The sequence below is a fragment of the Kaistia geumhonensis genome, assembly GCF_030815145.1.
GTDB classification, from domain to species: Bacteria; Pseudomonadota; Alphaproteobacteria; order Rhizobiales; family Kaistiaceae; genus Kaistia; species Kaistia geumhonensis.
In genome coordinates, this window is the sequence record NZ_JAUSWJ010000001.1 from 3,044,205 (window position 1) to 3,064,759 (window position 20,555).

22 protein-coding genes are annotated in these 20,555 nt (G+C 69.1%); 3 read left to right on the forward strand and 19 right to left on the reverse strand.

Annotation, left to right across the window (positions count from 1 at the left end):
• The first annotated feature begins 5 nt into the window (after positions 1–5).
• Entirely contained in the window at positions 6–392 is a 387-nt protein-coding gene (locus QO015_RS14450) for a response regulator (RefSeq protein ID WP_266278572.1), read from the forward strand.
• Here QO015_RS14450 and QO015_RS14455 read toward each other — a convergent pair.
• The 6 genes from QO015_RS14455 to argH all read right to left on the reverse strand — a co-directional run bounded on the left by QO015_RS14455 (position 389) and on the right by argH (position 7,745).
• Positions 389–2,965 (reverse strand): TIGR02302 family protein, encoded by a 2,577-nt coding sequence (locus QO015_RS14455; RefSeq protein WP_266278571.1) that lies wholly within the window; start codon positions 2,963–2,965, stop codon positions 389–391. The two genes, QO015_RS14450 and QO015_RS14455, sit on opposite strands and share 4 nt — an antisense overlap.
• An 88-nt stretch (positions 2,966–3,053) precedes the next feature.
• Positions 3,054–3,440: a VOC family protein gene (locus QO015_RS14460; RefSeq protein ID WP_266278570.1), complete on the reverse strand. Its 387-nt coding sequence runs from the start codon at positions 3,438–3,440 to the stop codon at positions 3,054–3,056.
• Positions 3,440–4,645, reverse strand: coding sequence for an MFS transporter (locus tag QO015_RS14465; protein ID WP_266278569.1), 1,206 nt, complete (start codon positions 4,643–4,645; stop codon positions 3,440–3,442). The genes QO015_RS14460 and QO015_RS14465 overlap by 1 nt, the downstream gene beginning before the upstream one ends.
• A gap of 89 nt (positions 4,646–4,734) precedes the next feature.
• Positions 4,735–6,003 carry a diaminopimelate decarboxylase gene (gene lysA, locus QO015_RS14470; RefSeq protein ID WP_266278568.1) on the reverse strand — a complete coding sequence of 423 codons (1,269 nt, stop codon included), beginning with the start codon at positions 6,001–6,003 and terminating at the stop codon, positions 4,735–4,737.
• A 52-nt stretch (positions 6,004–6,055) separates the two neighbouring features.
• Positions 6,056–6,247 carry an LPS translocon maturation chaperone LptM gene (gene lptM / locus QO015_RS14475; RefSeq protein ID WP_266278567.1) on the reverse strand — a complete coding sequence of 64 codons (192 nt, stop codon included), beginning with the start codon at positions 6,245–6,247 and terminating at the stop codon, positions 6,056–6,058.
• 97 nt (positions 6,248–6,344) lie between these two features.
• Entirely contained in the window at positions 6,345–7,745 is a 1,401-nt protein-coding gene (gene argH / locus QO015_RS14480) for an argininosuccinate lyase (protein ID WP_266278566.1), read from the reverse strand.
• Between the two features lie 30 nt (positions 7,746–7,775).
• On the opposite strand from argH, the gene tlpA reads away from it, so the two are divergent.
• On the forward strand, positions 7,776–8,435 hold the full coding sequence (gene tlpA, locus QO015_RS14485) for a thiol:disulfide interchange protein TlpA (RefSeq protein ID WP_266278565.1): 660 nt from the start codon (positions 7,776–7,778) through the stop codon (positions 8,433–8,435).
• A 6-nt stretch (positions 8,436–8,441) separates the two neighbouring features.
• Here tlpA and QO015_RS14490 read toward each other — a convergent pair whose 3' ends face one another.
• The 13 genes from QO015_RS14490 to QO015_RS14550 form a co-directional block, all read right to left on the reverse strand.
• Complete coding sequence (locus QO015_RS14490; RefSeq protein WP_266278564.1) at positions 8,442–9,275, reverse strand: hypothetical protein; 834 nt, start codon at positions 9,273–9,275, stop codon at positions 8,442–8,444.
• Between the two features lie 118 nt (positions 9,276–9,393).
• Complete coding sequence (locus tag QO015_RS14495) at positions 9,394–10,563, reverse strand: MFS transporter (protein ID WP_266278563.1); 1,170 nt, start codon at positions 10,561–10,563, stop codon at positions 9,394–9,396.
• Positions 10,564–10,623: 60 nt separating this feature from the next.
• The gene (locus QO015_RS14500; RefSeq protein WP_266278562.1) at positions 10,624–11,505 is read right to left on the reverse strand and encodes a 3-hydroxybutyryl-CoA dehydrogenase; all 882 of its coding nucleotides are present in this window, start codon (positions 11,503–11,505) and stop codon (positions 10,624–10,626) included.
• Between the two features lie 76 nt (positions 11,506–11,581).
• Positions 11,582–12,520 (reverse strand): electron transfer flavoprotein subunit alpha/FixB family protein, encoded by a 939-nt coding sequence (locus QO015_RS14505; protein WP_266278561.1) that lies wholly within the window; start codon positions 12,518–12,520, stop codon positions 11,582–11,584.
• Complete coding sequence (locus QO015_RS14510) at positions 12,520–13,269, reverse strand: electron transfer flavoprotein subunit beta/FixA family protein (RefSeq protein WP_266278560.1); 750 nt, start codon at positions 13,267–13,269, stop codon at positions 12,520–12,522. Before QO015_RS14510 ends, QO015_RS14505 begins: the two co-directional genes overlap by 1 nt.
• Positions 13,270–13,375: 106 nt before the next feature.
• The gene (locus QO015_RS14515; RefSeq protein ID WP_266278559.1) at positions 13,376–14,095 is read right to left on the reverse strand and encodes a rhomboid family intramembrane serine protease; all 720 of its coding nucleotides are present in this window, start codon (positions 14,093–14,095) and stop codon (positions 13,376–13,378) included.
• 21 nt (positions 14,096–14,116) lie between these two features.
• Positions 14,117–14,689 (reverse strand): cob(I)yrinic acid a,c-diamide adenosyltransferase, encoded by a 573-nt coding sequence (locus QO015_RS14520; RefSeq protein ID WP_266278558.1) that lies wholly within the window; start codon positions 14,687–14,689, stop codon positions 14,117–14,119.
• A gap of 10 nt (positions 14,690–14,699) precedes the next feature.
• Positions 14,700–14,891 (reverse strand): twin transmembrane helix small protein, encoded by a 192-nt coding sequence (locus tag QO015_RS14525; RefSeq protein ID WP_266278557.1) that lies wholly within the window; start codon positions 14,889–14,891, stop codon positions 14,700–14,702.
• Positions 14,892–14,967: 76 nt separating this feature from the next.
• Positions 14,968–15,447, reverse strand: a complete 480-nt coding sequence (locus tag QO015_RS14530) for a TspO/MBR family protein (protein WP_266278556.1) — start codon at positions 15,445–15,447, stop codon at positions 14,968–14,970.
• 109 nt (positions 15,448–15,556) lie between these two features.
• Positions 15,557–16,387: an SDR family oxidoreductase gene (locus tag QO015_RS14535; protein WP_266278555.1), complete on the reverse strand. Its 831-nt coding sequence runs from the start codon at positions 16,385–16,387 to the stop codon at positions 15,557–15,559.
• A 41-nt stretch (positions 16,388–16,428) separates the two neighbouring features.
• Entirely contained in the window at positions 16,429–17,607 is a 1,179-nt protein-coding gene (locus tag QO015_RS14540) for an extensin-like domain-containing protein (protein WP_266278554.1), read from the reverse strand.
• A gap of 62 nt (positions 17,608–17,669) precedes the next feature.
• Entirely contained in the window at positions 17,670–18,608 is a 939-nt protein-coding gene (locus QO015_RS14545) for a Gfo/Idh/MocA family protein (protein WP_266278553.1), read from the reverse strand.
• Positions 18,609–18,684: 76 nt separating this feature from the next.
• A complete protein-coding gene (locus tag QO015_RS14550) occupies positions 18,685–19,044 on the reverse strand; it encodes a sulfurtransferase TusA family protein (RefSeq protein ID WP_307290308.1) in 360 nt (119 codons plus the stop codon).
• A gap of 55 nt (positions 19,045–19,099) precedes the next feature.
• On the opposite strand from QO015_RS14550, the gene QO015_RS14555 reads away from it, so the two are divergent.
• Entirely contained in the window at positions 19,100–20,533 is a 1,434-nt protein-coding gene (locus QO015_RS14555; RefSeq protein ID WP_266278552.1) for a lipopolysaccharide biosynthesis protein, read from the forward strand.
• Positions 20,534–20,555 lie beyond the last annotated feature (22 nt).

Genomic DNA, 20,555 nt, shown 5'->3' on the forward strand with positions numbered 1-20,555 from the left:
GGCGCATGGCGCGCATCCTGGTCACGGAAGACGACGATTCGGTCCGCGCCTTCGTCGCGCGGGCGCTGACGCTGGACGGCCATCAGATCGATACCGCCGAGGACGGCGCCGACGCGCTCGACCGGCTGCGTGCGGTCGGCGGCGCCTTCGATCTGCTCCTCAGCGACATCCGCATGCCGATGATGGACGGCATCGCCCTCGCCATGGAAGCGGCGCCTGAGTTCCCCGAACTCACGATCCTCCTGATGACCGGCTTCGCCGACCAGCGCGAGCGCGCCGACGGCCTCGATCGCATCGTGCATGACGTGGTGCCGAAGCCGTTCTCGCTGTCCGAGATCCGCACCGCCGTCGGCGGCGCGCTGGCCGCCGGCCGCGAAAGGGCTGTCGCCTAGTAGGGCTGCAGTAGCCGTTCCAGATAGTCGCGTTCGAGAAGCGGGCGGGCGGCGTCGCCGAGGCGACGGCGGATCGCGTCCAGAATCTCACGCGCCCGCTGGGCGTCGATCGCGTCGGGAACCTTGACCGAAGAGCCGAGATCGGTGCCGCGGCCATTCTGCTCGCGCTCGCGGCCGAGCGGGTCCTGCCCCGGCATCGTGCCGTTGGCGCCCTGCCGCGTGCCGGTGCCGTTCTGGCGCGCCATCTGCTCTGCCATGCCGCGTGCGCCCTCGCGCAGCGCCTGAAGCGCTTCGCCCTGGCGGCCGACGGCGGCGCCCGGCTGACCTTCGCCGAGCTGCCGCGCGGCCCCTTCCATCGAGCGGCCGGCCTGCCCGAGCTTGCCATCGGGCTGCATGCCCTGCTGTTGCATGTCCTTCTGCAACTGCTCCAGAGCCTGTGCGAGGTCCTGCTGGCCCTGACGAAGCTGGTCGAGCGCCTGCTGACGCTCTTCCGGCGTCATCTCGGGCGCGGTGGCGCCGCTGCCATCCGTGTCGGGATCGAGCTTGAAGGTCTTGTCCATCAGCTCCTGCTGGCGGCGGATCATGTCGCCGAGCTTGTCGAGCGCCTGGTTCATCGGGTCGCCCTGACCCTGCTGCGCCTGACGCTGCTGGCCCGCCTGCAGGTTCTCCATCATCTGCTGGAGCTCGGAGAGCATCTGCTGGGCGGCCTCGCGCGAACCGCTTCGGGCCAGATTCTCGATCTGGTCCATCATCTTCTGCAGGTCCTGCTGCGTCAGCGTCCGCGTGTTGCGGTCCGCCTGCTGGCGGTTCGGCTGCGGGTTCTGCTGCGCGGTGCGGGCGAGCGCCTCGAGATAGCGGTTCATCGCCTCGCGCAGTTCCTGCATCGCCTTTTCGAGCTCGGCATCGGAGGCGTTGTTCTCGATCGCCTGGCGCAGCCGCTCCTGCGCCGCCCGCAGGTCCTCGGCCGCGAGCGACATGTCGCCGTCCTCGAGGCCGAGCGCGATCTCCCACAGGAAGTCGACGACCGAGACGAGGTCCTCGTCGCTGCGGGCGCCGGTCAGACGGTGATAGGCGGCGCGGAGCGACAGATAGGCGCCGCCATTCTCGTATTTTGCGGGGTCGATGGTGATCGCGTCGATCATGTCGGCGACATGGGAAGCCTGAGCGGCGTCGAGCGCCAGCAGGCGGCGCTGCTCGACGACGGCCCGCGCGATCGGATTGGAGAAGCTGCGCGCCGGAAGCACGAACGTGACCGGCTTGCTACGCCCCGTCTGGCCCACCTCGTCGGTGGCGACCAGCACCATCGTCACCCTGGCACCGGCCCAGGGATGGGCCGAAAGGTCGCGGATGGTCTCGCCGTTGCCCTCGCGCATGCGGAGGCGCGGCAGGGCCAGCGGAACCTCGGGAGCCGCGACCAGCGGCCGCGCCGCATCACGCGCCGGCTGCGGCTCGGCGCTCGTGATCTCCGCTTTCGCCGAGACGATGCCATAGTCGTCCTTGACGGCATAGGCGAGGGAAAGTGCGCCGGAGGCGGTCGCGCCCGGCTCGCGGGTCAGTTCGATTGAGGGCGGGTTGTCGGGCGTGACATCGAAGGTCCACCGCGCCAGCGACCGGCCGCTGCGGGCGATCTCGACGGCGGCGGAGCTCGCCAGAGCGAAGCGGCGCTCGCCCTGTGCAGGTCCTTCCGGCGTTGCCGCTGCGCCCTTCAACGCCGGGCGGGCGACTTCGAGGGGGATCGGCTTGCCGTCCGCCGTCGTGGCGTCGACGGCCATGGTGCCGTCCTCGGGCATGCGGATCGTGACGATCGAGCCTTCGGGAACAGTCACGCGGCCCTCACCTGACGCGGCGCGGGCGGCGTCGCCGGTGAGGAAGACGGGCGGACGCCCGGTATAGGCCGGCGGCGTCACCCAGGCGTCGATGCGCGGAGCGGCCTCCACCGGCGTGATGCCGGGGCGGAAGGCATCGGCGATGCGTGGCCCGCGGTCGCCTGACGCCGCCATCCAGGCGACGACCAGCAGCAGCGGCACGAGATAGCGCAGCGCATAGGGATCGCGCGCCGCCATGCCGGGCGACGGCCAGCCCGCCCTGAGGCGGCCGAGGCCGGCGAGCAGCCGCTCGCGATGCGCCCGCCACAGAGCCAGCGTCAGCGGGTCATCGCTCGGCGCGGCAAGCCGGTCGGAAAAGGCGGCGGCCGGCCGGTGCGGTGTGCCGCTCTCGCGCACAAGCCGATCCATGGCGGCGGCGCGGTCCGGCAGGCGGATGCGGAGCAGGGGAACGAGCAGCAGGAGAGCCGCTACGCCGAACAGGGCGACAAGACCGAAGCGCAGGAAATCGGGGAGCGCCGGGAAGAGACCGAGCCAGGAGACGACGAGGAACAGCGCGCCGAGGCATAGCAGCGGCACGAGGCGCGGCCAGAGCGCCTCCCAGACCAGCGCCAGACGGGCACGGAGCAGCGCCGCCTCGATCCGCGCGGCGGCCAGAGACTCGGCCGTCACGGCCTCGGCGGCGACGCTTCCATCCTTCGGCGGCATGCCGCCGGTCGCATTCGGCCTGTCGACGGCAGGCTCGGCCATATCCGCGTCCTTCGTCCTCCAAGCCCGCCCGCTGCGAGACTAGCAGCGGAAATGGGGCGGCGCGAGCGGAAAGGGAAGGGCGGAGCCGTCACGCGATCTCTTCGGCCACCTCCCAGACATGTCCCGAGGGATCGGCGAAGGCGGCGGTGCGGCGGCCCCAGGGGCGGTCGACCGGGCCGTTCAGGAGCGCGACGCCGGCGGCCTGAAGCGCCTTTGCGGTGTCGTCGACGCTGGCAACGCGGATGGTGAGCAGCATGCCGGCGCCGGCCGTGGATGGCGCGACGGGGCGCGGCTCGACGAGCGGCGGCGCCTCCGACGCGGCGAGGAGATTGACCATGGCGCCCGAGAAGGCGAGCACCGCGGACACATCGTCCTCATAGACGATCTCCGGGGCGAAGACCCGCGTGTAGAAGGCCTTGGCGGCGGCGATGTCGCCGACGAAGAGGGTGATCACTTCGATCGCGTTCGGGATCATCAGTGGGCTCCGGTCGGGCTGAGACGCGGCGTGCCGGTCCTCGGGAAGGCGAGCGCCACGGCGACGGCGCCGAGGCCGACGATCGCGGAGCCGATGAACAGCCAGCTATAGTCGGCGAAGCGGTCATAGATCCAGCCGCCGGCGAGCGGGCCGGCCGCCATGCCGAGGCTCGAGAGCAGCGTCGCGGCGCCGAGCACGGTGCCGAGCCGCGCCTGTCCAAAGTAGTCGCGTGCCAGCACAGCGTAGAGCGGCATCACGCCGCCATAGGCTGCGCCGGCGACGACGGCCAGCGTGTAGAACTGGGAGAGGTCGCGCGCGAGGCTGTAGGCGAAGATCGCGACCGCCTGAACGAAGAGCCCGGCGACGAGCACCGGCTTGACGCCGATGCGGTCGGCAAGGACGCCGAACAGCACCCGGCCGCCGAGCCCGGCGAGACCTTCGATGCTGTAGATGCCGACCGCGGCCATTGGCGCGATGCCGCAGAGGGTGGCGTAGCTCACCATGTGGAAGATCGGCCCGGAATGGGCGGCGCAGCAGGCGAAGAAGGTAAGGCCGAGCACGAGGAACTGCGGCGAGCGCAGCGCGGCAGAGGCGCTCATGCCGGCTTCCGGGGCGGCCTCGCCCGGTGCCGCCGCGCCTGCCACGGGCGGGCGGCGCACCAGAAGCGCGGCGGGGATGGTGATGAGCCAGGCGCCGATACCGATCGCCAGCATCGCGAAGCGCCAGTCATAAGCGGTGATCAGCCAGCGGGCGAAGGGCGCGACCGTCATCGGCGCCATGCCCATGCCGGCTGAGACCAGCGAGATGGCGAGGCCGCGATGCGCATCGAACCAGCCGGCGACGGCGGCGATCATCGGGGCAAGGAAAGCGCTCGCCGAAAGGCCGACCAGGACGCCGAAGGTAATCTGGAAGGCGAGCAGCGAGGTCGCCTGGCTCGCCAGCACGAGCGCCAGGCCGAGCAGCGCCGCGCCGATCAGCACCACGATCCTCGGCCCGAACCGGTCGCTCGCAATGCCCCAGCCGAAGCCGGCGAAGCCCATGACCAGGAAATTCAGCGTCATCGCCGTCGAGATGCCGGCATGCGACCAGCCGGTGCTGGCCGCCATCGGCTCGAGGAAGACCGCGAGGGAGAACATCGCGCCGATCGCGACGCAGCCCATCAGCGCTCCAAGCCCGACCATCACCCATCGATAGGATTGCGACATCGCCCTCTCCCGCATCGTGCCTCGTCGGACCAAGGACGATGCGGGAAGAGGCGGGCCGACAGCCCTGCCGAAGAATCAGAGTCGCCGCGTCAGGCGAGCCAGTCAGGCACCGTGTCCATGCCGATCAGGGCGTCATAGGTCTGGCGCGGGCGCACCACGGCAAATCGGTCGCCGTCGACCAGGACTTCGGCCGCCAGCGGCCGGGTGTTGTAGGTCGAGCCCTGCACGGCGCCATAGGCGCCGGCCGTCATCACGGCGATGCGGTCGCCAGCGACAGGGACTGCCATGTCTCGGTCCAGCGCCAGATAGTCGCCCGTCTCGCAGACGCCGCCGACGACATCGGCCACGACGCGGCGCGCACCGGCCGCCGGCAGGCGCACCGGCTGGATGTCGTGATGTGCCTCGTAGAGGGTCGGCCGGATCAGGTCGTTCATGCCGGCATCGACGATGACGAAGGTCTTGGACGAGCCTTCCTTCACATAGACGACGCTGGCGACGAGGATGCCGGCATTGCCGACGATCATGCGTCCCGGCTCGAACAGGATCTTCGCGCCCAGATTGCCCAGCCGCTTGCGGACGATCGCCGCGAAGGCGACCGGATCGGGCGGCGGCGGATCGTCGAGGCGGTAGGGAATGCCAAGCCCGCCGCCGCCGTCGACATGGTCGATCGCATGGCCGTCCTCGCGCAGCATCAGCACCAGCTCGGCGAGCAGGCCATAGGCGGCGTCATAGGGCTCCATGTCGGTGATCTGGCTGCCGATATGCATGTCGACGCCGGAGACGAGGAGGCCCGGGAGGCGCGCGGCCTCGGCATAGACCTGCCTGGCGCGCTGCCAGGGAATGCCGAACTTGTTCTCCGCCTTGCCGGTCGTGATCTTGGCATGCGTCTTGGCATCGACATCGGGATTGATGCGGATCGAGATGCGGGCGGTGGCGCCCTTCGACGATGCGATCTCGGAGATGCGCAGGAGTTCGGGCTCGCTCTCGACATTGAAGCCGTGGATGCCGGAGTCGAGCGCCAGCGCGATCTCGCGGTCGGTCTTGGCGACGCCGGAAAAGACGATCTTCGCCGGATCGCAACCGGCAGCGAGCGCGCGCCGCAATTCGCCCTCGGAGACGACGTCCATGCCGGCGCCCTCGCGGATCAGCGTCTTGAGCACAGCCTGGTTGGAGTTCGCCTTCATGGCGTAGCAGACAAGCGTGTCGAGCCCGGCGAGCGCATCGCGGAAGACACGATAGTGGCGCACGAGGGTCGCGGTCGAATAGCAGTAGAAGGGCGTGCCGACGGCCGCAGCGATCGTCTCGACCGGGACGTCCTCGGCGAAGAGGACGCCGTCGCGATATTCGAAATGGTTCATGGCGAGGCTCGAAGGGAAGGAAGATCGGAGGTTCGGGCCGCGCGGGCGCCCGTCAGATCAGGTGGTCGATCCAGAGCTTGCGGTCGGGGACCATGGGCGCCGTGGTGTCGAGTTTCTGACCGGTTTTCTGTGCTTCCTCGGCCTGTTTCGCCTGGGCGCCGCCTGGCGGCGGCTCGAGCGCGCCCTTGACGCCGCAGCCCGAAAGCGCGAGCGCGGCGGCGAGGAGGAGAAGGCGGGTCACCATGGCCAAGGCGGATCCTCGAGGTCTGACGAACGGCCGCGCATCGTAGTCTTTTGTCCATCGCTGTCGATTGACAAAATCGACAGCGGCGGCGGGGATGTCATCCCCTGGCCTTCGCCTCGCGTTCCAGCGCACGCTGCCAGCGTTTCGCCTGCGCGCGGACATTCTTGGGCGAGGTTCCGCCATAGCTGGTGCGGCTGCGCACCGACTTGTCGACGGTCAGGACGGAATAGACGCGGTCGTCGATGGCGCCATGCACGGCCTGCAGCGCCGAGAGCGGCAGGCGCGACAGCTCGACGCCCTGCTCGGCCGCCAGCGCCACGATCCGGCCGGTGACGTGATGCGCCTCCCGGAACGGCATGCCGAGCGTGCGCACGAGCCAGTCGGCGAGATCGGTCGCGGTGGAAAAGCCCGAGCCGGCGGCCTTCTTCATGACGGCGGCCTCAGGCTCCATGTCGCGCACCATGCCGTCCGTGGCGGCGATGGCGAGTTCCAGACTCTCGAAGGCGTCGAAGACCTGTTCCTTGTCTTCCTGCATGTCCTTCTGATAGGCGAGCGGCAACCCTTTCATCACGATCTTCAGCGCCGTCTCGGCGCCGATGATGCGCCCGGTCTTGGCGCGCACCAGCTCGGCCGCGTCGGGATTGCGCTTCTGCGGCATGATCGAGGAGCCGGTGGTGAAGCGGTCCGAAAGGCGGATGAAGCGGAACTGCGCCGACGACCAGATCACGATCTCCTCGGCGAAGCGCGACAGGTGGATGGCGCAGAGGCTCGCCGCCGCGAGGGCCTCGATGGCGAAGTCGCGATCGGAGACGCTGTCGAGGGAATTGGCGGTCGGCCTGTCGAAGCCGAGCGCCTTCGCGGTCATGGCGCGGTCGATCGGGAACGAGGTGCCGGCGAGCGCTGCCGCGCCGAGCGGGCTCTCGTTGAGGCGGGCGCGGGCATCGGCGAAGCGGCCGCGATCGCGCGCGATCATCTCGACATAGGCGAGGAGATGATGGCCGAAGGTTACCGGCTGCGCGCTCTGCAGATGGGTGAAGCCCGGCATCGCAAGGCCGGCATGCTCGAAGGCCTTGTCGGCGAGGGCGGATTGCAGCGCGGCGAGCGCCACGTCGACGCCGTCGAGCCAGTCGCGGACAAAGAGCTTGAAGTCGAGCGCGACCTGGTCGTTGCGCGAGCGGGCCGTGTGCAGGCGGCCGGCGGCATCGCCGATCAGTTCCTTGAGGCGCGACTCGATGTTGAGATGGATGTCCTCGAGCGCACGCGAGAAGTTGAAGCGGCTCTCCTCGATCTCTCGCAGGATCGTGTCTAGACCTGCGACGATCTTTTCGGCATCGTCCGCGCCGATGATACCCTGGCGTGCGAGCATCATCGCATGGGCCTTCGAGCCGGCGATGTCCTGGCGGTAGAGCTTCCGGTCGAAATCGATCGACGCGTTGATCTCTTCCATGATCGCGGCGGGCCCTTCGGAGAAGCGGCCGCCCCACATCGCATTGCTCATGAACGCTCTCTTCGGGAAGGATGATCCGACATGGTGACAAGAGGCGGCGGGAAGCGCCTTCCTCTGGTGCTGGGCTTGGCGGCGGTCGCAGGGATCGCCGCGGGTGTGGCGGTCGTATACGTGAGGGAAGGGGGGCGTGGCAACCAAGCCGCGACCGCGGTTTCGGATTGCGCCGGTGCCGTCAAGGCCGCGGCGGCTCTGGCGCCGCTGGCCAAGGGCGAGGTGGCGGCCTTCCAGGTCGCCGACCGTCCGGTGTCGCTCGCCCATCTCGCCTTCCAGAAGGCGGATGGCAGCGCTGCGACGCTCGCCGACTTCGCCGGCAAGACGGTTCTTCTCAATCTCTGGGCGACATGGTGCGTGCCCTGCCGCAAGGAGATGCCCGCCCTCGACCGGCTGGCGGAAGCGGAAGGGGGAACGGATTTCGCCGTCGTCCCGGTCTCGATCGACACCCAGGACCCCGGCAAGCCGAAGGCCTTCCTCGGCGAGATCGGCGTCAAGGCGCTGCCGCTCTATGTCGATCCGAGCACCAAGATCTTCTCGGCGCTGAAGGGCGAGGCGATGGCCGTCGGCCTGCCGACGACGGTGCTGATCGACGGCAAGGGCTGCGCGCTTGGCGTCGTTTCGGGGCCTGCGGAATGGGACTCGGCCGACGCGAAGGCGCTGATCGCCGCCGCGCGCAACGGCGCCTGATCCCCGTCAGGCCGCGGCGCCGAGCGAGAACAGCGGGCGCTGGCCGAGCCGCCGGCTCGCCCCGGCGCCGATCGCGAGCGCGAACCCGTGCCGGGCGAGGATCGGCACGAGATCGACGATGTCGAGCGAGCCGTGCCGCTCGAGCGTCAGCGCCGGGCAGCCCTCGGGGCCGAGCCCGGCATAGCGATGAAAGGCGAGGATCGATGTCGAGATCGGCGCATGGCGCGGATGGGCGGCGCGGACCGCGGCCTCGTCGCGATGACGCAGGATCGGTAGCCGCGTGCCGGCGAAGTCGAGCGCCAGCGGCAGCGCCTCGAAATGGGCCGGCTCCTCGGCCGCGCCGGTCGCATGATGTGACCGGTTGGCGGAGGTTACGCAGAGATAGCGGGTGCCCAGCATCTCCGTCGCTGCCGCCACCATGATGTTGGAGGGGCATCGGCTGCCGGGCGACACGAACTGCACCGTGCGCCGGCCGCCGTCCTCGCCGGCGAGATGGGTGGGGATCGATGCCGCCGCCGGGCCCCGCAGGCCGATCGGTCCAGCATCGAGAAGCTCGTCGAACAGCGAGAGCAGGGCCGGCCGCGGGAAGACGCGCGGCACGGCGTCCCAGTCGAACAGGGCCTCCATGTGCCGCCGCGTCGTCAGCGCACTGCCTGTCTGTCCGGCCGGGCGGCCCTTCATGAGATTGGCGCGCGCGACGCTCCCGGCATCCGGCCGCATCGACAGCGCGTAGATATTGCCGAAGGCATGCGCCAGCGGCTGGCCGGAGGCGATCAGGGCGGCCGCCACGCGGCGGTCGGCGGCGACGTCGACGAAGGCAGGCTTGACGAGGGCGTCCATGGTCGGCTTCCCATCCTGCAATGTGCATCAGCGAAAAGGTTGATGCAGAGCAGGAAAGCCCAAGGCCGGACGCCCGGCTATGACAGGCGTCACAGCCGGGGCGCCCGACGTCGCTGGATCAGGAACGGTCCGCGAGCACCCCCAGCAGGAGCGTCGCCAGCCCGGTGATGACCGCGCCGCCGAGCGCCAGCGGCCAGAGACCGAGCGCGATGAACGGCGCGACGAGCGCCGTTCCGGCGGCGGCGGTGGCGAGGATGCCGGCGACGACCAGTGCGGCACCCCGCGAATGATCGCCTTCCGCGGCCATGATCGCCTGGTGAAAGCCGACCGGTCCCCGCACCCCGAAGCCGAGATTGACGAAGATCCAGATCGCTACCACCACGACGAGGCTCGTGCCGCCTGTCGCCGCATAGAGCAGCAGCACCAGGAAAGCGGCGGCAAGGAGCGCGGTGCCGGAGACGATCACCCGCTCGACCCCGAAGCGGACGGCCAGACGGCTCGACAGCGTGGCGCCGACGATGAAGGACGTGATGCCGACGACCTGCAGGATGACGAATTCGCGGATTCCGAGGCCGAGAGGTCCGGTGATGACCGCCGGTGCGCCGAAGACGAACACGAGCAGCCCGCCGAGCGCGAAGGACTGGCTGAGCGCATAGCGCAGGAAACGCCGACTGGAGAGAATCGTCCAATAGGTCTTGTGACGCTCCAGCGCCTCGGCCCGTCCCGGAAGCCTGCCCGAGAGGGCCACCAGCGTCAGCGTCAGGACGAGACCGAGCCCGCCGAGAACGAAGAAGGAAACCTGCCAGCCGCCGAGCGTCAGGAGCGAGGCTCCCGCGATGGGCGCCAGCGCGGGCGCGAGCGCCTCGACCGAGCCCAGGCGGCCGATGGCGGCCGCGGCGCGGTCCTCCGCGAACATGCCCTTGATGAAGCCCGGCGCGAAGACGGCAGGCGCCGCTCCGAACGCGCCCTGCGCCAGTCGGAGGGCGACGAGCCATTCCATGGAGGGCGCGAAGGCTGCGGCGAACGAGGCCAGCGTGAAGAGGCCGAGCGACCAGACGAGGAGGCCCCGCGGGTCATGGCGCGCGCCGAGTTCGCCGAAGGCGAGGAGCCCGACGAGCGTGCCGAGCGCATAGGCGGCCAGCACCATCTGCGCGCGCTCGATTGAGCTTCCAAAGGCCTCCGGCAGGCTCGGGACGGCCGGCAGGACGAGATCTGTTCCGGCGATGCCGAGCAGCGTCGTCCCGGCCACGAGGGCGAACAGCGCATGCGGGTTGAGGGACCGCGTCATGGCGGACCTCCGTCTAAATGTGCAGATGGATCGGGTGGGGCGCGGCGGGCGCCCCCAGTGCTACCGGGTCGGGACGGGCGTCTCGCCGCGATAGTCGTAGAAGCCGCGATTGGTCTTGCGGCCGAGCCAGCCGGCTTCGACATATTTGACCAGCAGCGGACATGGTCGATACTTGGAATCGGCCAGTCCCTCATAGAGCACCTGCATGATCGAGAGGCAGGTGTCGAGGCCAATGAAATCCGCCAGTTGCAGCGGTCCCATCGGATGGTTGGCGCCGAGCTTCATCGCCGTGTCGATGGCGTCCACCGAGCCGACGCCCTCATAGAGAACGTAGATCGCCTCGTTGATCATCGGCAGCAGGATGCGGTTGACCATGAAGCCGGGAAAATCCTCGGCGACCGCCACGGTCTTGCCGAGCCGGGCGACATAGGCCTTGGCGGCCTCGAAGGTCTCGTCCCCGGTGGCAATGCCGCGGATGAGCTCGACCAGCTGCATCACCGGCACCGGATTCATGAAGTGGATGCCGATGAAGCGCTCCGGCCGGTCGGAGGCCGAGGCGAGGCGGGTGATCGAGATCGACGAGGTGTTGGTCGCGAGCATCGCATCGGGGCGCAGCACCGGGCAGACGCCGGCGAAGATCTTGCGCTTGACCTGCTCGTCCTCGGTCGCCGCCTCGATGACGAGGTCGCAGCTGCCGAGCGCGTCCACCGAAGGGGCGGCGGTCACGCGCGCCAGAGCGGCCTTGCGGTCTTCCTCGGTGATGCGGCCGGAATGGACCTGGCGCGACAGGTTGCCGTCGATCGTGGCGAGGCCCTTGCGGACCCGCTCCTCGGCGATGTCGTGCAGCACGACGTCGAAGCCGGCGAGCGCGCTGACATGGGCGATGCCATTGCCCATCTGCCCGGCGCCGATCACCCCAACCTTCGATATCGCCTCTGCCATTGTCCTACGCCGCCCCTTGCCTGCCCTTTGCCGGAGACTTTAGTGCAAAGGAGAGGCTGCGTCCAAGGCGAAGGGCTCAGTCGTCCAGCGCCTTCACGAGAGCGGGGACGGCGGTGAAGAGGTCTTCGACCAGGCCATAGTCCGCGACCTGGAAGATCGGGGCCTCGGGATCCTTGTTGATCGCGACGATCACCTTGGAATCCTTCATGCCGGCGAGGTGCTGGATGGCGCCCGAGATGCCGACGGCGACATAGAGGTCCGGCGCGACCACCTTGCCCGTCTGGCCGACTTGCAGGTCGTTTCCGGCAAAGCCGGCGTCGACGGCGGCGCGCGAGGCACCGATCGCGGCGTTGAGGCGGTCGGCCAGCGGCGCGATCACGGTCTCGAAGCCCTCCGACGAGCCGAGCGCGCGGCCACCCGAGACGACGATGCGGGCGCCGGCCAGTTCCGGCCGGGCCGATGTCGTCAGCGCCTCGCCGACGAAGTTCGACAGCGCCGGCGTCGGCGCCACGCCGAGCGTCTCGATCGGAGCGGCGCCGGTTCCCTCCGCCGTCGGCGGGAAGGCGGCGGTGCGCACGGTGAGAACGCGGACCGGATCGCGCGACTGCACCGTCTCGATCGCATTGCCGGCATAGATCGGCCGCTCGAACGTGTCCGGGCCGAGCACAGCCGTCACTTCCGAGACCTGCATTACGTCGAGTAGCGCCGCGATGCGCGGCAGGACGTTCTTGCCGGCGGCGGTCGCCGGCGCGACGATGGCGTCATAGTCCGCCGCGATGGAGATGACGAGTTCGGCGAGGGGCTCGGCGAGACGGTGAGCCAGCGCTGGATCGTCGGCGAGGCGCACGCGCGCGACGCCGTCGAGACGGCTGGCAGCCTCGGCCGCTGCCCGGTCGCCGCTGCCGGCGACGAGGATGTCGACGGGGCTGCCGAGCTTCGCGGCGGCGGTGAGTGCCTTGGCGGTCGCCTCGTTGAGGCCCGCCGGGTCGATCTCGGCGATGAGCAGCGTGCGCATCACAGCACTCCCGTTTCCTTGAGCTTCGCGACCAGCTCGGCGGCGGAGGCGACCTTGACGCCGCCGGCGCGGCGCGGCGGCTCGGCGACCTTCAGCACCGCGAGGCGCGGCGCGATGTCGACACCGAGCGCCTCGGGCGTCGTCTCGTCGAGCGGCTTCTTCTTTGCCTTCATGATGTTGGGCAGCGAGGCATAGCGCGGCTCGTTGAGGCGGAGATCGGTGGTGATCACCGCCGGAAGGGCGAGCTGCAGTGTCTCGGTGCCGCCGTCGACCTCGCGGGTGACGGTCACGGCGTCGGCCGAAAGCTCGATCTTCGAAGCGAAGGTCGCCTGCGGCCAGCCCATCAGCGCGGCGAGCATCTGCCCGGTCTGGTTGCTGTCGTCGTCGATCGCCTGCTTGCCCAGGATCACGAGGCGCGGGGCCTCGGCGTCGATCACCGCCTTGACGAGCTTGGCGACGGCGAGCGGCTCGACGCGCGGCGCGTCGGTCTTCACGAGGATGCCGCGATCGGCGCCCATCGCGAGGCCGGTGCGCAGCGTCTCGGCGGATTTCTCCGTTCCGATGGACACGACGACGACCTCGCTGGCCTGGCCGGCCTCCTTCAGACGGAGCGCCGCCTCGACGGCGATTTCGCAGAAGGGGTTCATCGCCATCTTCACATTGGCGAGGTCGATGCCGGTGCCGTCCGCGTTGACGCGGACCTTGACGTTGCGGTCGACCGCCCGCTTGACGGGCACGAGAATCTTCATGGGCGCTTCAATCGGTGGGGGCTTCGACGTCAACTCTCGACGACCGCGCGCGGCCTCGATCGGGCGGCGACCGTATCGGCGAGGGGCGGGCGCGTCAACGCGCCGGCTAGACGACCGGTTCGGCGGCGATCAGCTCCGGCTCCTCGCGGGCGAGCAGCGGAACTCCGCGACGGCGCATCAGGAGGATGAGCACGGCGCCGGTGAGAAGCCCGCCGAGATGCGCGGCCCAGGAAATCTCTCCGGGCGGCCCGAACAGGAAATTGTAGAGCTGCAGCAGGATCCAGAAGCCGAGCACCCAGACCGTTCGTAGGCGCAGCGGGATGCGGAAGAGCAGCAGGATCCAGATCTTGACGCGCGGGTGGAGCAGGAAATAGGCGGCGATCACGCCGGCGACCGACCCCGAGGCGCCGATCAGGGCCAGATCGGAACCGGGCGCGACCGCGACATGGGCGAGGCCGCCTCCGATGGCGCAGAGGATGTAGAACAGCAGGAAGCGCCAGTGGCCCATGGCGTCCTCGACATTGTCGCCGAAGACCCAGAGAAACAGCATGTTGCCGGCGAGGTGCCAGATGTCGCCATGCAGGAAGCTGGAGGTGATGAAGGTCGCCCATTCCGGAGCGTGGAAGATCCCCGGTGTTCGGACATGCACGCCCATCAGCGTCGAGGGGATGAGCCCGAAGGCCATGACCGAGGCCGCCTCGGCCTCGGCGTTGCCGCCGCGCTGGTAGAACATGAAGATCAGCACGTTCAGCACGACGATGCTGCGCGTGATGAACGGAAAGCGGATGAAGCGCAGCGGATTCTGGTCGTGCAGCGGAACGAACATCGGTCGCCGGGGGCTCGGGGGTCAGCGATTCTGGCCAGGCACCCAGAGGACGTCGCCTGTTCCCCGATCATTCACGAATCGGGCCGCAACGAAAAGAAAATCCGACAGGCGATTGATGTAGCGCAATGCGGACGGATTGACGCTCTCCCGCTCCGCCAGCGCCACCATGCCGCGCTCGGCACGCCGGGCGACGGTGCGCGCGACATGCAGCGAGGCCGCCGCCCGCGACCCGCCGGGCAATACGAAGGACCGCAGCGGCGTCAGGTCCGCGTTCAGTTCGTCGATATCGCCTTCGATGCGCTCGACTTCCCGCTCGACGACGCGAAGCGCGTCGCGGCCTTCCTTCAGCGTCTCCTCCGGCGTTGCGAGATCGGCCCCGAGATCGAAGAGGTCGTTCTGGATGCGGCCGAGCATCGCGTCGACCACGGGCTCCTCGAAGAGATCGCAGCGGGCGACGCCGATGAAGGCATTCACCTCGTCGATGGTGCCGATGCATTCGAAGCGCAGGTCCGACTTGGATCGGCGTTCGCCGGTCACGAGGCCGCTGGTGCCGTCGTCGCCGGTGCGGGTGTAGATGCGGTTGAGCGCGACCATGATGTCTCCGTCAGCGCGACGCGAAATAGAGCGTCGCCATCATGATGACGATCGCGACGAACTGCAGGATGACGCGCCAGCGCATCAGTTGCTGCGAGCGCTCGGAGGAGCCGCCGCGCATCATGTTGAAGAGGCCGAGGAGAAGCACGATCGCGACCGCGGCGAGCGCGATCGGCACGAGGTAGTGGAGAAAGCTGTTCATCGAGGCACCGTTGGTCTCAGGCTCCGGACCGTGCTCGGCCGGATCAGCCCGTTCGGACCCTCAAGTGCCCGACCACTCAGTTAAGGATCAGGATGGCGAGGTTGAGCAGCGAGGCGAATCCGACCCACAGAAGGTAGGGGACCAGCAGGCCCGCGGCCAGCCTGTCGATGCGGCTGAATGCGGCGATGGTGGCGATGATCGCCCCGGCCAGCGCGACGATCACGACGAGGCCGCCGAGCGGCGAGTGCAGCCCGAAGAACACGACCGACCAGGCCGCGTTGAGGACGAGCTGAACACCGTAGATCGCCGCCGCGCGCCGGCGCTCGCCGCCTTCCGAGCGTCCAAGCACCCGCCAGAGCGCCACGGCCATCAGCGCATAGAGCAGCGTCCAGACAGGGCCGAACACCCAGTTCGGCGGATTGAAGTCCGGCTTGGTGAGACCCGCATACCAGGTGGGGATCGAAGGCAGCGTCGCCGCCGAACCGATGGCCGCCGCCGCGAAGGTGACGAGAAGACAGACGATGAGCGTCACGGCCGACGCATTGCGGCCGCTCATGGACGTCCCCCGTGTGGACGCGAGACGGGGGCCGGTGGTCGGGGCGGACATGGGCTACTCGATTCTGCGCTGCAACGATGGCCAACGCGCCGTGTGATGACCGGTTCCCTCACGAATTCCGCGCGATCAGGATGTCGAGCCAGCGGCCGGGAAGGATCCGCTTCATTAGCGCAGCGAGCGTGGTCAGCGTGGTGACGCGATAGCGCAGCCGCGGACGCGGGCTCTCCAGCGCTTCGATCAGCGCGGCCGTGACCGCCTGGGGGCCGCGCCTGAAGCGCGAGGGCCGCCGCGCCCCGGTGAGGCGGGCGAGCTGGGCCTCGTATCCGGCGCGGTGCGGCGACGCCTCAATGTCGATGGTGGCGCGAAAATTCGCGAGCGCGTTCAAGGTGAAGCGCGTGGCGATGGGCCCCGGCTCGATGAGCACCACGTGGATTCCGGAGCCGGCAAGCTCGATGCGCATCGAATCGGCGAGGCCTTCCAGCGCGAATTTCGAGCCGACATAGGCGCCGCGGTATTTGCCGGCCACGATCCCGAGCACCGAGGAGCAGTGGATGATGCGGCCGTGTCCCGCCCGCCGCATAGCCGGCAGAACCGCGCAGGTCAGCGTGTGCCAGCCGAAGAGGTTCACCTCGAACTGGCGCCGCAGGACGGCGGTCGTGAGATCCTCGACGGCGCCGACCTGGCCATAGGCTCCGTTGTTGAACAGCGCATCGAGCCGGCCGCCCGTCGCCTCGAGCACCGATGTCGCGGCGGCGAGTATCGAGGCCTCGTCGGCATAGTCGAGCGGAACAGCCTCGATGCCGGCTGCCCGCAGCCGCGCCAGGTCCTCGTCCTTGCGCGCCGTCGCAAATACCCGCCAGCCGCGCGCCTTCAGCGTCAGCGCAGCGTGCTCGCCGATGCCGGACGAGGCCCCGGTTATGAGGATCGATCGCTCTCTCATACGGCGAGGCTACAGGAGGCGAGCCGCATCGGCCATGCGGCTCACTCGCAGATGCGCCCGTCGCCGTTGCGGCCGCGGCGGATCATGTCGAGATGGAGATTGTCCTCGTGATCGGCATCGGTGCCGGGGCCGATGACGGTCGTGAAGCGGGCGCAGGCCGCCTTGCGCACCGCATCGAGGAAGGTGCCGTCGGCCGCGGTCCGCTTGCCGTCGTCGGCAATGGTGATCGTCCGGCCGGCGATGGTGTAGCCTCCGATATCGATCGCGTTCATGTAGGAATGCTCCGACATGCGGGCACCGGGCACATGGTTGCGGGTGCGGCAGACATAGGAGCCGGCGATGGAGAGGCGCGTCAACGGCACGCCATAGGCCGATTTCGCGGCCTGCTGGATATCCTCGTCGACCCAGCGGGCGAGGGCGCTCGCCACGGCGCAGTCCACCGTTGCGGCCGGCTCGATTGTCACGGCTCCGCCCGACAGCGCAGTGACACGGTAGGGATCGGCTGCGCCGCATTCGCCCTCGAAGAGCGGGGGCTGCGCTTCCGAAACGATGCCCAGCGCGGCCATGCCGGCCTTGCAGCTGGCCAGTTCCTCGGGCGTCGGCAGGATGCGCGGCGGCGCCGTTTCGCCGGCAGGCTCGGGCGGGGCTGGCAGTGCCATTGCCGGCTCGGTGTGCGGGGCAGGGGAGGGCGCGGCAGGGGCCGGCGTGACTGTGGGGCCGAGCGCTCCGGCCGGTCCGGGCGCCGCCGGAAGGGCCGGCGTCCCGTCCTCGACATGCGGCGGTGTCGGCTCCACGACCGGTCCGACCGAAAGCGCAGGCGGCTCCTCGACGGTCGCGGGCGCCTCGGCCTCCGCCGGCGGAGGGGCGGGTGCCTCGGCCGGCTGCGGCGAGGGCGGCGGCAGAGGCGGGGCCTCGGGACCGCGCGGGTCGGCTTCCGGCAGAGGCGGTGTCGCCGCATCTTTGCCGGCCGAGGTCGGATCCGCCTGCGGCAGCGGCGGCAGAGCCTCCTGGCCGGCGAGGGCAGGATCGGGTTTCGGCTGCGGCAGCGGCGGGCGCGGCGCCGAGGGCCGCGGCCTTCCGGTCTGCGCCTTCGGCTGCTTCGGAATGATCTCCTGCAGGATGTCCTTCACGGAGACTGCGAAGGCGGGCGAAGCATCGGCACCGGCGAGGGTGGCGATCACCGCGGCGGCGATGACCGCCCGTCTTGATGTCGATGCCATGCCGCCGCCTCCCCCGTCCCCTGCAAAAGACAAGAACGCGGGGCGGCGGCGCGGGGTTGCGCCTACCAGTCGAACGGGTCGGTGGTGAGGCGGCGGCCGACCATCATCGCGTCGCCGACGAGCTGGAGCGGCGAGGTGTCGTAGTCACTCTCGCGGCGATCGAGAAGCTCTGCGAAACGCTCGTAGATCCGCTCATATTCCTCGCTCGGCTGCTCGACGGTCACATGGCCGTCGACGCTGAGCGAGGCGCCGCCGCGGAAGAGGCGCAGCTTGTGGCCGCCCTTCGACTCGATCTCGATATGCCACTTCTCGTCGCCCTGCTCGCGCCAGTCGAAATCGGCCGAGAGCGCGGGCGAGTCCGGATCGGTGCCCGAGAAGGCGACCTTGACGCCGATCGGCGTCTGGCGATTGGCGGGATAGGTGAGCTCGGCGCTCTTCACGAAGGGCGTGAAAGGCAGGATCTTCACGAAGATCGACAGCGCATTGATGCCGGGATCGAAAACGCCGAAGCCGCCGGGCTCCCAGACCCAGTCCTGTCCCGGATGCCATTTGCGGACATCCTCGCGCCATTCGATGCGCAGCGACTTGACGCCCGCGCCGGCGAGCAGCGCCGTCGCCTCGTCGACGGCCGGATTGAACTGCGAATGCCAGGTCGCGAAGATCACCCGGCCACGCTTCTTCGCATGGGCGGCGATGTCGGCCGCCTCGGCGAGCGTCGCCGCGGTCGGCTTCTCGAGCAGGAGGTCCTTCCCCGCGTCGAGCGCCTCGATGGCGAAGCCGTGCCGGACATCGGGGGGCGTGCAGATGGACACCGCCTCGAGATCGGGGATGGCGCGGTACATCTCGGCCGGCGTCTTGAACGTCGGCACGCCGCGATGGGTGAGGCCGCGCTGGCTGGTCACCGCCACGAGCTCGAAGCTGTCGCTCTTGTCGATGACCGGAAGATGCTGGTCCTGCGCGATCTTGCCGAGCCCGATGATCGCGATCTTGCGTTTCGTCATATGTCCTCCGCGCCGCCGACCGGCGGGCCAATCCTGATCTGCCCAAAGCTAGGCAAAAAGCCGCGTCCGGTCGAGATCAGGCCGCGCGGTCCGGACCGCGTTCCACGAGGAATGCGAGGACCGTGGTCCCGTAGCGTTCCTCGCTGGTCCGTGACAGCAGCCGGTGGCCGTCTTCGGTGCACAAATGCGGCAGGTCGATCGCCGCCATCGGGTCGGTGGCGAGAACGAGCAAACGCGTCCCCGGCCGCATGGCGGACAGGCGCTTGCGCGCCTTCAGGACCGGTAGCGGGCATTCGAGCCCGATCGCATCCAGCTCCGCATCCGCCTGCACATCGATTCCTTTACGCAAATTTAGCGACGTTGGCCGTCCGCGCGCCTGGACCCTGTTCGATTTCGGCGCGGCCAACGCTTTCTTAAAGCAGAAAATTATAGGCATTTCAGCGACGGCCTCCCTCCAAGGGCAGCCGACTTCGTCGAGGAGCCGCGACCCGTTGCGCCTATCCTTTGCCGGCATCGTCGATCGCTGGGCTCCGGCCCGGCTGAAGGCGCCGCTTTCGGGCCTGGCGTCGGGGATCGATTCCATCGCTTCGGGCAAGGACGAGCGGGCGGTTACGCAGCGGATCGCCGTCACGACCTTCCTCGTCCGCGTCGTCTCGGCCTTCATCGCTTATCTGAGCCAGGTCCTGCTCGCCCGCTGGATGGGCGACTTCGACTATGGCGTCTATGTCGTGGTCTGGGTCGGCGCGGTCATCATCGGCGGCCTCGCCTGCTTCGGTATCCAGACGGCGATCGTCCGCTTCATCCCGGAATATGGCGAGCGGCGTGAACTCGACCTCTTGCGCGGCATCCTTCTCGGCAGCCGCGTGCAGGGGATCGTCACCTCGACCGCGATCGCCGGGTTCGGCATCGTCGGACTGCTGCTCTTTGGCGAGCATGTCGAGAGCTACTATGTGATGCCGCTCTATCTCGCGGCGATCTGCATCCCGATGCTGGCGATCGGCGAAATCCAGGACGGGCTCGCGCGCGGCTTCAACTGGCCGGACCTCGCACTGTGGCCGACCTTCATCATCCGGCCTATCCTCATCATTCTCTTCACCTGGACGGCGATCCGGCTCGGCGCCGCGCCCGACGCCACGACCGCGATGGCGACGGCGATCGTCGCCACCTATGCGACGGCGCTCTGGCAGATGTGGGCGATCCGCCGGCGCACGGCCAGGGCTGTTCCCACGGGTCCGCGCCGCTTCACTTCGCTCGCCTGGATCACCATCGCGCTGCCGATCTTCCTGGTCGAAGGCTTCTTCAACCTCCTGACCAATGTCGACATCCTCATCGTGGGGCAACTGCGCCCTCCGGAGGAGGTCGCGGTCTATTTCGCGGCGGTGAAGACGCTCGCGCTCGTCCATTTCGTCTATTTCGCGGTGCGGGCGGCGCTGATGCCACGCTTCTCGCAATATTATGCCGCCGGCGACCGGCTGCGCTTCGAGGCGGTGGTGCGGGATTCGCTGCACTGGACGTTCTGGCCGTCGGTCGGCGCCGTGCTGGTGCTGCTCGTCGCCGGGCGGCTGCTCCTCTCCTTCTTCGGCGCGAGCTTCGTCGCCGGCTATGGCCTCCTGTTCATCTTCTCGATCGGGCTTCTCTTCCGCGCCTCGATCGGGCCGGCCGAGAGCATCCTGACCATGGCTGGGGAGCAGCGCATCTGCGCCGCCGTCTATGCCGGCACCTTCGTCGTCAATCTCGTGCTCAACTACACGCTGATCCCGCATCTCGGCCTCGAGGGCGCGGCGATCGCGACCTCGACGGCGCTCGCCGTGGAAGCGATCGCCGTCTATCTCGCGGTGCGCTGGCGCATGCGGCTGCGCTGCTCGATCGTGCATGTGCTGGTCCCGGGCAGCTCCATCGTCATCCGCGAGGGGAGGGCGTCATGAGTGCCCGCGAAGCGCCATCCGA